A 12380-nucleotide genomic window follows, 5' to 3' on the forward strand; every position below is an offset into this window, starting at 1 on the left:
AAAAAACCAAAGTGGCGTTAAGTCGCAAAAATCGTCCAATTGGGATCGAACTCAATCAAGTGCTAATGAAGTTTGAAGTAGATCACTCTCCATATTGTTAAATTTTTACATTTTGAAACAGCAAGCGTTGCGCCAGAGAAAGCCCATAAAAAGGCCCACCTAAGTGGGCCTATCGATTAACGACAACTCAGCCATTACTGGGCTTTTTGCAGTGTCAGCTCTGTAGTCGAAATCACCGCAGGGGCAATATCGGCTTCCTTAAACAGCAAAGGACGGAAACTCTTACTGCTGGAATACAGATTGCTTTGGTCGGTAAAGGAAGGTGACAGTATGTTGCTCGACTCCGAATAGGTGAGTATGCCGCGCGCGACAGGGCCTTCATCGGTAAAGCTTACCGCCATCATCCAGCTTGAGCCGTAACGCACTTGGTAACCCTTGGCCGTCATGCCTGAGGCCATCGCCTTACCCGTGACAACGTCCATCAAAGGCGCGTACTTATGCTGCGGGATCAGAGTGTCATCTCCCGATAAGCTCGTCGAAAATACGTTGAATCCACCTTCTGCGTTATGGCTGCCCGGCCAAGGTAAACGCGCGCCGCTAGCAGTGCCATCGGGGAGTGATTTCTCGACAAACTGCACATCACCTAACGGTGCATCTAAGGCAAAACCTGCGGCTTCAAGATTCAAGGCCGCATGGGCAAGCGCCACTAATGCGCTACCGTCGGTGGTGAGCGTGTTAGGCGTGGTCGCCGCATTCGCGGGGTCGAATCCCTTGGTCAGCATGGTTTTTTGGCTGAACTGATGGGCAAACTCACGCAGTAAGGCGCCGCCTTTACTGTCGTTATCTTGCTTACCGTTCCAAGCTTTGAGCGCTGCACAGGCTGATGTGAGATCCTTAGATAAACTCGCAGATACCACCACAGGCGTACTGCCCTGCGCCTCACATTGGGCAATCAAATCCAGTAATACCAACTCAGCTAAATAACTGCGATTCGACAATACCGCCGCTTCCAACTCTTCCAGATTGAACTTGCCATCGCTACCCGCCGCATCCTGCATTAGGGTTAAGCCCATACGAGTACGCAGCGATAATTGCCCGGCTTCTGGACCATACATGGGCGAGAAGTACGTCAGTGGCTCATTCAGGTTGGTTGACCAGAAGGAGTCATTGGAGTTTTGCACAAAGTCACTGCGCTCAAGCTTAGGCGCACGCTCATAGGGCGTGGGGCCACTAAAGCTAAATAACGAAGTATTCCCCGGCAGAATGGTAAAGCCGGCTTGCTCTTTTGCCGCCTTAATATCGGGCGAAGTTTTTAAGACCACCACGGCCGCCTCGGACAAACCGGGCACGGTCGAGTCGTCGATATAGAAGGCATTGCCCTCTTTATCGGCATACATAGTGTTATTGAAAATCACCCCGTCGTAGTCTTTAAAGGCTTGTTGGAATTCATCTTTATTGGTCGCTAAGTTCATGGCGAGCCAATGATCGACGGGATCCATATTCCCCATATTGGCATCTTGGATCATAAAGGCACTGCCATCGTCCCAACCAAAAGGTGCGAGCGAAGGCGGTGCCTCGACCATAGGGCCTTTTGCGGTGGTGTAAATATCCTTTTCAGCCACTAACATGCCTGCGGGGCCTGCGTTTACTAAGATAGACACTGTCTCTTTATTGATCGGCATCGGCTGCCCATCAAACAGATATTGCAATCTGTCGCCCGAAACCAGCTCAAGGTTATACATCACAAAGTGTTCAGCGGTAGAGAAGGTATGAGTCCAAGCTAAGTCTTTGTTAAACCCGATGTTGATAGGGCCTGGCATGCCCACCAGCGAGCCCCCCATCATATCCAATTGGCCTGGAATAGTAATGTGCGATTGCCAGAAGCGCAGGTTACCCGTGTGTGGGAAATGCGGATTGCCTAGCACCATGCCGCGGCCATTTTCGGTCTTATCTTTACCTAAACCCCAACCGTTAGAGCCTAAATCCCGTGGATTGGTCTCGGGTGTAGTAATGCGCGCCGCACGGGCAAGCAATTTAGACTGCATATCGCTGACAAACGCGGTTTGTTCTTGGCTTGGTGCAGGTCCGACGATACGCGGCATGTACTCCTGCCCATCCCCTGGGTTGGCGTAGAAAATCAAATCGAGGAAGTTAGCCGCGCCAGGTAATAGGGCGATAGAAAACAAATAAGTGACCACATCCTCTGGCACTATGGGCTTCACCCACGGCTGACCGCCACAGAAAGGTTCGGCGGTTTGTTTACCCGCCTCAACATCGGCAAGGTATTGGTTATAACCCGCCGTAAATCCTTGGATTAATGCACGGGAGCGTTCGCTAAACTGCGGCCATTTGGCCTCGGCTTGCTCACGGATTTTTAAGGCTTTATAGGCAAAGTCGGAGATTAAGTTGCCATTGTCTTCGGCGGTAGGCTGCCCTGTGGTGAAATCAATCGACGCATGGGGGCCAAAGTACATAGAGCGTTGGGAGTTGGCCTTAATAAAACCATCGGCGAGCACACAGAGGTTGTCCTGCGCCTGCGCGTAACCGCTACCAAAACCTAAGCTTTCTAAGTTATCGGCTTGGATATGGGGCACACCGTAGGTAGTTCGACGAATATTGGCTTTGAGTAAGCCGTTGGGGGCAAAGGTTTGCAGCTGGGTTTCAGGTTCGGTAGATGGAGTGCTATCTTCGCTGTCGTTACAGCCTGTGAGCATAACGCCACAGGCCATCCCCATCGCGATCATGAGTTTGTTGAATTTCATTATTATTATCTCTTAATTTTGGTTCCTTCAATGACATAGCTTTACTGCTTAAATCAGCTAAATCACTGAAGGAGCAATAGTTGTATGTCGCTTCCTGATGTTCGGCAATGGCTATTTGCTCCCCATGCATTCGCTTTTTTACTGAGCCAAGGCGATGAATATGGCAGAATAGAAAACCCAGAGGCGAGACACCTCCGACCATTTAAGCAATGATTCAAACGAGCGTCCACATTAAAAACCAAAATAAATAACTCATATGCAACAAAACATTATCAAAGTGATCGTCGGTTCGAAAAACCCCGTCAAAATTAACGCGGCGGCCAATGCCATGGCGCTGCTCTTTCCTGAATATGAGATCCAAACTCAAGGTATGGATGCACCCTCGGGCGTCCCCGCGCAGCCCATGACAGATAGCGACACCCGCCAAGGGGCTATCAACCGTGTCCACTATTGCCAGCAACAAGTTGAAGCGGATTATTACTTTGCGATGGAAGGCGGCGTCGATTGTTTCGAGTTTGGTCCTGCGACCTTCGCCTATATTGCGATTGCCCACCAAGCCCGCTTGAGCATTGGCCGAGGCGCCTTGTTGCCGCTACCTATGCAGGTCTATCAGGCTCTCGAGGCGGGTGAAGAATTGGGTCATGTGATGGATAGACTGTTTAATACGGTTAACATCAAACAAAAAGGCGGCGCGATAGGTCTACTCACCCACGGCCACGCCACCCGTGAGAGCAATTACACCCAAGCGATCATCCTCGCCATGGCGCCGTTTTTAAATCCTGAGTTGTACCCTTAAATTTTGTTAATGAAATATTGCAAAGCCGAGCAAAGCCCGCTAATTTCGTTGTAACTTGCAACTAAATGATTCGAACTGAGCCACTGCCAACCCACACAAGTGCTTGCATGGCTCAACTTTGGTTAACCCTGATGGCATTCAATCCGACTATGGCAAATGATCCCGGCTCATCTAGCCAACTGAGACACCTTTCCCGTTATATGGTCAGACACTTAGGCATGCTCAATGCGGCCTTTGGCGATTTACCTCTGTCCCCAGTACAGGCCCACGCCTTGTTTGAGATAGGTAATCAACCACAAACCATTAAGGAACTTGCCTGCAAACTGAGCATAGATAAATCCAATGCTAGCCGCGCAATCAAGCACTTAGTCGATAAAAACCTCGCCCAGAGCCAAATGCATCCACGGGATAATCGCTGCCTCGTCGTTCAACTGACTCCTGCGGGTAAAAAGCTGCTCGCTAAGTTAGATAGCCAGCAAAATCAACTCTTTCAAGAAATCTTGGCTCAGCTGACCCCTGAGCAAATTCAACAAATCGAGCAAGCCCTAATGCAATACAACCAAGCCATACATAAAGCCAAACAACAATCGGGTTATCTTATCCGTGAAGCCACCGCCGCCGATGATGCCGCCATTGCCCAAGTGATCCGCGCGGTTTCCGCCGAATACGGCTTAACCGCGGATAAAGGCTATAGCGTGGCCGATCCAACCTTAGATTGTTTAAGCCAAATCTATTCGCAGCCGGGCGCCAAATACTGGGTGATAGAACATGAAGGCCAAGTGGTTGGCGGCGCAGGCATAGCGCCACTGGCTAACAATGCCGGTATTTGTGAACTGCAAAAAATGTACTTTATGCCCGAGATCCGCGGTAAAGGCTTAGCCAAACGTTTAGCGCTGCAGGCCTTAGACTTCGCCCGTGAAACGGGTTATCAGAGCTGCTATCTCGAAACCACCGCATTACTCAAAGAGGCCCTAAAACTCTACGAACACTTAGGGTTTAACTACCTAAGCGCCCCACTTGGTAATACTGGCCACGACGCCTGTGAAATCCCAATGCTATTGCCACTGCACGCCGAACTAACCCCATAACCACTCGCCAATATCAGCAGGCTATAGGCCTGCTGAACCTGTAAATGAGTAATTTACTCATTGAATAATGTGTTGTGATTTATGCCAAAATTCGAGCAAGTCTGTTTTTATCCCTCCTAATTCACATAGTTTTTTATTCAGCACCTGTATTAAACTAGGCCTCTTTTTCATCCGGTAAAATGATATTTATCTAGATGAAATTTGCTGCATTTTTGTTAAAGCATTAAATAGGGAAGCATATGCTAAATTGGATTTTTGGTGATAATAACCTCACACTGCGGGAAATATGTTTAAATAACGAATTGTCGACGACCAAGAAAATACAAAAAATAACCAAGTACCTCGCCAATGGCGGTGATATTAATTTTATTGATCCCGATATTTCCCCCTGTAATGTGTTAGTCCCGCTTTCTCGTAGTCCTGAATCCGACCTCGAATTGATACAATATCTGCTGGATAATGGCGCTCAAATTGAATGTAATGGTTTTAGTGCCTTACACTCTGCACTTGAATTTAATAATCCTGAATTGGTAAAGCTCTACCTCAAGGCTGGCGCTAATCTTTACTACCAAAATCAATATAATAACTGCTGGTTAAACTACTTATACCACCCTAACCCTCAGCATATTTATCAAGATAATCAGCGCATCGCTATGCTAGAACTGCTGCTAGAGCAGGGACTGGATATCAATCATTCGGTGAGTTTTTGGACCAATGGCGAGTTAAATCATCCCTTAGAAATCCTTTATGCAGATCGCAGTAAAGAAGTCTTTTTACATATTATTAATAAAGACATTTATTTGGACATTGGCCAATTAAGCCTGATAGAAGAGATTATTCTTTCCAGCGATTTTTGGGGAGTTGAAACCTTCGAACCATTAGTGAAACGCTATCCTGAGTATAAAAAGTCACGTTATATTATGGCCAACGATAGCAGCTTTTGGGATGACGCCAATTTACTCGAACTCTGTGTCTACGCAAAAGCGCAGGAATACACTGAATATCTGCTAGATCATTATCCGCAACTCAAGGCCGACTCCCACGCGAAAAGTTTGCTCTATGCGGCATTGACCTCAGAATTTGACCTCAGAATTATCGAAAAATTGATTAAGGCGACCGTCGATATCAATCGCATCTATAGGATGACACCGCCTGATGCCGACCATTCACCCGTGCTCAACCAATTTATTGATAACGCCCAATTTACCGATGTGAATAAACGGGAGTATATCTACCAAGCACTAGAGCTGTTGCTCAAATATGGCGCGGATCCAAATTCCGTATTTATGAATGCGGGTAAACCCTATGAAATGTTAGCCTGGTCGAACTTGCGACTATTGGTTTATCCGATGGTCGAGAAGAAAACCTTTCTGCCGGAGTTTCTTGACCTCTTCATAAAATATGGCATGGATATCAATAAAAAGTTTGGTGCTGTGGATGAACCAAGCTTGCTGACTATCTGCCAACGTGGTTCGGGTAAGGAAGATCAGGCAACACTTATCCAAGTGATGGAATATCTGCTCACCAAGGGACTCGATTTAAGCCTTACCAATATCTACAACACTAACTATGTGTCCGCTGCGGCCATCGCCTGTCGAACCCAAGTACTTGAATGGCTGATTAACCAAGGCGGGGATATTTTTACCCATTGCGGCCATGATAATTCGCCTATTCTGCACAAGGCAATTTCAACCTATTGGTGGGATCAGATTACTGGCCCCATGCGACGTAATACCGTGGAACTATTACTGCGCCACGGAGCCAAAATTGAAGAATTCTCAGTAGATGAGCAATTTACGCCACTAATGTGCGCCTGCTATTACGGCGCGCAGTCCTGCGTTGAGGTGTTACTCGAACATAATGCTAACCCGAATGCCATCAATGCCGAAGACACCACTCCAGCGCTTTGCGCCGTGATGGGCGGCAGCTCGAATGAATTTCCACGCTTTGAGTCAACGGCGGTGCGGATTTTAAGACTATTGCAGCAATATGGCGCTGACTTAACCGTAAGTAACAGCTTAGGTTATAGCCCGCTGAGTGTGACTATGGAGCAGGAATATAAAGAGATTTTCGAAGTACTACTGCAAATCGTCCCCTACAGTGAGTCACAACTTGAGCAAGCCCTGAGCAAAGCCCAGCCACAAAGTTATTTCCAACGTCGGCTATTACAAAAGCTAGGGCGTAAAATACCAGCAGCCCCCACAATTATCGAACATAAGGTAGCGAAGCCAGAAGTCGCATCGCTTACTCTTGAATGTGGCACAACCCATGTGGAGGCGCCAAAAACCGCTCAACCCCAAAAAACTAGACTAGAGGTCAGTGATGCGGCGGTGGATAGAAGCCAAATCCCGACGCTGTTTGATCTCAAAAACAGAGTGCAGCATTTCTTTAAGCCGATAGCCAGCGATCCAAGTATCACAGCTCAACAGTTAAACTCGGTTAAAGAGCAGGTGGAACGATTGATTGAAAAGCTCGACAACTTTAGCTTTTTCCGCAATCAAGCGACTAAAGCTGAGTTTGAAGAAGGAGTTCAGGACTATCTCGATGAAATGGTGGATGAAATCAACAAAATTATCGGGGATGATTACCCCGCGCTTACCGAAACTTTAGTCGATTCTGTCTGGACAATTTTGCAATACTTTAGGGTAGAGATTGAAATCGAAACTGCGCTAAGAAATCGCTTTTGGTAACAGAGAGCTCCTTAGCTAGCAACCCAAGATAAAGCCCCTTTTATATCGTCATTTAAAGGGGCTTTATGCTTTCGAAGTTAAGCCTAACTTCGCACCTGCACACTTGGATGGCTATTAGCCAACATAATGGCAAGTCTTAAGCCTTAAACGCTTTAGCAAGCAACTGACTACGAATGATTTGGCGTATTTGATTATGCAGTTCAAATACCCGGTTACGGTCGTTAAGGTTTAAGGAGAGATTTTCCAGCATTACCAAGTCCAGATTAAACTCGGGATAATGCAGCGTCATCGACATATAACCCGAAACATACCCAGTATGGCTATATTCGACGAGGCCATCGTCCTTATTGATCCTTATTCCATAACCGTAGCGCATATTCGGCCACAAAAATGGCAACTCGATATACGCAGTAGTCATCCGCAGATAACTCTCAGGGCTCAATAACTTGCCAGCATGTAATTGCTACTGAAAGGTGGCATAAGTAGCCGTCGAGGCAATTAATCCCCCCGCGGGCAATAACGCTTCATCAATCACCAGCTCAGAAGGCGCAATCACTTCGCTTTCCTGCAATCCCTCTGCCAGACTTGGCACTTTGGCATGAATCGCCTCAAGGCTGCCCTGCTCGGCACTTAGGCCATTGAGTTGGTACCGCGCAGCAAATTGAGCCAGCTGCTCGGTAAAGGATTGATGATTAACCTTCTCAAGCACTTGCCCAAGCAATGAATAACCCAAATTAGAGTATTCAAATTGGCTACCCGGCTCGAAGCGATTGGCCTGTCCAATGCTGGCAACACCCGATGTATGGTTCAGCAGTTGGTGCAAAGTAATGCGCTCATCATAACGGTTGGGATTCAAATCCCCCGCATTGGCGCCCGCATCAGTGGCTTTTAGCGCCTTAGATTCCGCCTCAAGATCGCCAAAAAGGTAATGGTTTAGCGTTTGATTTAAATCGAGTTTCCCCGCATCAAGTGCCTGCAACACTAGCGTTGCGGTAATTTGTTTCGAGAGCGATGCCATCACAAAACGCGAATCTTGATTGATACCTTCGCCCTTTTGTAATTCAAGCAGTGGTTTCCCCTCTTCAAGCAGAATAACGCTACCGCTAAATGGCTGCGGCGAATCCATTATCGCCGCTTGGATTAAGCTCTTAATCTCCCCAAACTTAGATTCCGAGGATGCAGTTTGGCTTTCAAGCTTAACTGACTGACCGCCTTGCACGCTTTCCGACACAATCGCAGCTTCAAGCGACTCGCCAACACTATTGGCACTTGGGAGTAATAACAGCCCTGATAGCAGCGAGCCGATAACACTCAAACGCATGGGTTATCCTTAACTTAATTGGCAAATACTGCCTGATTAAAAAGCGGCCAGCTTATCACAAGTTTTTTAAGTAGTGCTGTGTTTGGAATTTAGCAATGACAGCCTAGACTGAGTTTCTAGAAACAAAGTCAAAGTCGTGGGGCTTCACCCCACACCCAAACTTCTGCAAGCTTTCGTTCTGTATGCTCGTCATACATAACAAACAGATTGATTCCTAACACCACTTTTGGAAAATTTAACAATGGGTGTCTCAATAAATTTCGCTGAATACCGCCCAAACACTATGGGACTAGGCACTTCATCTGAAATACATTATTTTTTAAGGAATTAGCTCTACTAATTGTCTTAGATACTGTCCCTGCAACTATTATGGTTCTTATTTAAGCCATTTAAACCCCCAACAAGTTGTAGACAAATCTAAAGTGCATTATGTTGTTGATTTAAAATGTATGGCTCGATTTATTTCATCAGTAGTGTTCAAGCAAGGAATATTAGAAGCATGGAAATTGATATTGTTTCATACGCGAGCATTATGGGTATTGAATTGGGAATGTCACCCGATGATGTTGAAAAGGTGTTAGGGAAGCCAACATTTTCAAGCATCAATCCCAACAATTATTTAGTGAATGAATATTTATTATCCAATAGGTTAGTTGTTGTGTGTTTCGACAAAATTGAATTTGGCTCAGCAATAGATGCACATGTAAATGTTTTTGATAGCGATATTTTTGTGGTCAATGATAGTGATCCTATTTCATGTAAATTGTTAGCTAACACTCTTAGTCAGTTAGATAATAAAAAGTATGTGTGGGATGATGAAATTCTTTTCTTAGAACTTGGAGTTATTCTAGGTCAATTTGACTATGAAGATGATGAATACCCTAAGTATGTTGATATATTCAACATCGGCTCACAGGATGATGCTATCGATAAAGGCATATTCAAGCCATCCATTATAGAACAACATAATGCGCTTTAAATTTGCCTACACCTTCCTAGGCTAAAATCATTTGAATCAAAATCTCAAAGTTATTAGAGATCCATTGTTAAATTTTACAAAGAAAAGACAAATTTGAAGCATATTCAAGCTAGCAGGATACGCTGTGGTCAGCAGGATTAAGCACAAAAGGAGTTTATTGAGACACCCATTGGTAAATTTTGCGACGAAAAAACAAAATTGAGCCATGTTCAAGTTAACCTGACACAGAATTATGAATAACCTCGACCGTTCGTAACATGGCCGCTCTTTCATATCCAGGTGATCACGGCATTTCCATTTCCGTATGCAGTAGATGTCACGGTCGAGCATTTGGAATTAGCAATGAGAGTATGGGTTGAGTTTTAAAGACAAACCCATTTATAAACCTTGGCTGCCACTCAGCAGCTATCTTTAGAGCAATCTCAATCACTATTCGCTTGAGGGGAAGCCGAAAGCAGATTATCTGGTTGATTTAAAATGGCAGATAGAATTATTGGTTGCCGTTTTCAATGGCTAAGGCGTGTAGTAACTGAAATGGATAACTTTGACTATAAATTGGGTAAGTTAAACGGGATACTCACGGGGCTATCCTATGTAAACAATAAAGCGAATCACGGCTATACGTTTGAAATCATTAAAATTGATGCATCAAAACCATTAGAGATTGCAACGGAAAATTATCTTAAGGGTTTTTATAAGGATGCCACGGTTCGCTTTAGTGAAGTCATAGACTGGCGTAGTGAGATCAATGCAGCACTTTATGATTGGCTTTTTTCCTATCTCCTACCTACAACACCGAGCGGTTGCGGCTCAGCTTTTGCTTCTCTTAAGGATGTCGATAGCGCCTTTTCAATGTCCATAAAAAGCTTTAGAGACGAATTTATCAAACAGATAAGTGATCAACTTGATGCGCTGCTAGAGGTCAAAAGGGTTTTAGCTGTTTCATTAATAACGGATGAATGGTACGAGATGGAATGGGTTGATTTTGCTATCGAGGGCAGGAAAGGAGTTGTATTTATTCACTTGGGTGTTTCTGATTGATCTCCTTTAAATTTGCTTCACAGGATCAGGTTAAATATCCCTATGAGCACTGAACTTATCCATGCAGTTAAAGCCAAGGATACACTTGCGGTTAAACGCATTATTGCCAATGACGCCGATCTTGAAGGCGTTGATAAGAATGGGATGACGGCACTGTTGCATGCCTGTGAGCTACAGTCTTTTGAATTGCTCAAACTATTGGTTGATGCGGGTGCCGATGTGAATCATCCAAATAAGCTGGGGTATCGTCCGCTCGATATTGCTTACTGGCAAGGAGAGTTTCGCATGGGATGCTATACCACTGAAAGTCAGCGTATGGTGAGCTATTTAAGCCACCATGGCGGTAAATCCTTTAGCTAGATATCAAAGCCTAAAACTAAAAGCCCTATAAACAAAAATCGCGTTAGGCTCAGCTGTACTAGCTGTGCCTAACGCGATTTTCTATTCCACTTACCGCTTAATCACCAAAGTCATCGAGCAGGATATTTTCAGGCTCGACCCCTAGGCTTTCGAGCATACGGATCACCGAGGAGTTCATGATCGGTGGGCCACACATATAGAACTCACAATCCTCTGGTGCCTTATGATTTTTAAGATAATTCTCATAGAGCACGTTATGGATAAAGCCAGTGTAGCCCGTCCAGTTATCCTCTGGTAGCGGCTCCGACAGTGCCACATGCCAGACGAAGTTGTCGTTCTCGGCGGCCAAGGTGTCGAAGTCCTGCTGGTAAAACACTTCACGGCTTGAGCGTGCGCCGTACCAGAAGCTCATCTTACGCTGGGTCTTTTTACTCTTGAGTTGATCGAAAATATGCGAGCGCATCGGTGCCATACCCGCACCACCGCCGATAAATACCATTTCCGCATCGGTCTCTTTCACAAAGAACTCGCCGAATGGGCCAGAGATGGTCACCTTATCCCCCGCCTTGAGGTTAAAGATGTAAGAAGACATCTTACCTGGTGGCACATTGGCCGATGGTGGCGTGGCAATCCGCACGTTAAGCATAATGCGGCCCTTTTCATCGGGATAGTTCGCCATCGAATAGGCGCGCAGCACGTCTTCATTGACGGTGGATACTAAGTCGAATAGGCCGTATTTTTCCCAATCGTCGCGGTACTTAACCGGAATATCAAAATCGGCGTACTTCACCACATGGGCTGGCGCTTCAATTTGGATATAGCCACCCGCCTTAAAGTGCACGTATTCACCTTCGGGCAGTTTTAGCAATAACTCTTTGATAAAGGTGGCCTTGTTATCGTTTGAGATCACCTCACATTGCCACTTCTTCACGCCGAAGATTTCTTCCTCTAGCTCGAGTTCCATATCGGTTTTCACCGCCACTTGGCAGGCGAGACGACAACCTTCTTTGGCTTCTTTTTTAGTGATATGCCCTTGTTCTGTTGGCAGAATATCACCACCGCCCGATTTGACTTTCACTCGGCACTGGCCGCAGGTACCGCCGCCGCCACAGGCCGAGGGAATAAAAATATTCTTGCTCGCTAAGGCGCCAAGCAGCTTGTCGCCCGCGGCAACTTTAATGCTTTTCTCGGCATCGTCGTTAATCCCGATAGTGATCTCACCAGTAGTCACTAATTTCTTTTTGGCGATAAGGATTACTATCACCAGTAGGCACACCACTAAGGTGAACATGCCTATGCCTATTGCCATTTCCATTCGATAACCCTTTTTCTAAACAGAATGC

At 45.8% G+C, this 12380-nt stretch carries 10 protein-coding genes; 6 read left to right on the forward strand and 4 right to left on the reverse strand.

Annotated features, from left to right (window positions below; translation table 11 throughout):
• Positions 1-194: 194 nt before the first annotated feature.
• On the reverse strand, positions 195-2762 hold the full coding sequence (locus tag CBX96_RS09660) for an acylase (RefSeq protein WP_109286529.1): 2568 nt from the start codon (positions 2760-2762) through the stop codon (positions 195-197).
• Between the two features lie 256 nt (positions 2763-3018).
• Between CBX96_RS09660 and yjjX the strand changes: the two genes are divergently transcribed.
• The 3 genes from yjjX to CBX96_RS09675 all read left to right on the forward strand — a co-directional run bounded on the left by yjjX (position 3019) and on the right by CBX96_RS09675 (position 7336).
• Positions 3019-3558, forward strand: a complete 540-nt coding sequence (gene yjjX / locus CBX96_RS09665; protein WP_011627128.1) for an inosine/xanthosine triphosphatase — start codon at positions 3019-3021, stop codon at positions 3556-3558.
• A 107-nt stretch (positions 3559-3665) separates the two neighbouring features.
• Complete coding sequence (locus CBX96_RS09670; protein WP_258294411.1) at positions 3666-4646, forward strand: GNAT family N-acetyltransferase; 981 nt, start codon at positions 3666-3668, stop codon at positions 4644-4646.
• A 239-nt stretch (positions 4647-4885) separates the two neighbouring features.
• The gene (locus CBX96_RS09675; RefSeq protein WP_109286530.1) at positions 4886-7336 is read left to right on the forward strand and encodes an ankyrin repeat domain-containing protein; all 2451 of its coding nucleotides are present in this window, start codon (positions 4886-4888) and stop codon (positions 7334-7336) included.
• A 136-nt stretch (positions 7337-7472) separates the two neighbouring features.
• On the opposite strand, the gene CBX96_RS21750 is transcribed toward CBX96_RS09675, so the two are convergent.
• Both CBX96_RS21750 and CBX96_RS09680 read right to left on the reverse strand, forming a co-directional pair.
• Positions 7473-7754 (reverse strand): hypothetical protein, encoded by a 282-nt coding sequence (locus tag CBX96_RS21750; RefSeq protein ID WP_258294412.1) that lies wholly within the window; start codon positions 7752-7754, stop codon positions 7473-7475.
• 45 nt (positions 7755-7799) lie between these two features.
• A complete protein-coding gene (locus tag CBX96_RS09680) occupies positions 7800-8657 on the reverse strand; it encodes a serine hydrolase domain-containing protein (RefSeq protein WP_258294413.1) in 858 nt (285 codons plus the stop codon).
• Between the two features lie 499 nt (positions 8658-9156).
• Here CBX96_RS09680 and CBX96_RS09685 point away from each other — a divergent pair, with 499 nt between their 5' ends.
• From CBX96_RS09685 to CBX96_RS09695, 3 genes are all read left to right on the forward strand, one after another.
• Complete coding sequence (locus CBX96_RS09685; RefSeq protein ID WP_109286531.1) at positions 9157-9636, forward strand: hypothetical protein; 480 nt, start codon at positions 9157-9159, stop codon at positions 9634-9636.
• 477 nt (positions 9637-10113) lie between these two features.
• Positions 10114-10677 carry a hypothetical protein gene (locus CBX96_RS09690; protein ID WP_109286532.1) on the forward strand — a complete coding sequence of 188 codons (564 nt, stop codon included), beginning with the start codon at positions 10114-10116 and terminating at the stop codon, positions 10675-10677.
• A gap of 42 nt (positions 10678-10719) precedes the next feature.
• Positions 10720-11037: an ankyrin repeat domain-containing protein gene (locus CBX96_RS09695; RefSeq protein ID WP_109286533.1), complete on the forward strand. Its 318-nt coding sequence runs from the start codon at positions 10720-10722 to the stop codon at positions 11035-11037.
• A 97-nt stretch (positions 11038-11134) separates the two neighbouring features.
• Here CBX96_RS09695 and nqrF read toward each other — a convergent pair whose 3' ends face one another.
• The gene (gene nqrF, locus CBX96_RS09700; protein WP_109286534.1) at positions 11135-12352 is read right to left on the reverse strand and encodes an NADH:ubiquinone reductase (Na(+)-transporting) subunit F; all 1218 of its coding nucleotides are present in this window, start codon (positions 12350-12352) and stop codon (positions 11135-11137) included.
• Positions 12353-12380: the final 28 nt, after the last annotated feature.

Origin of the sequence: Shewanella sp. BC20, from assembly GCF_003129585.1 — a bacterium.
Lineage (GTDB): Bacteria > Pseudomonadota > Gammaproteobacteria > Enterobacterales > Shewanellaceae > Shewanella > Shewanella seohaensis.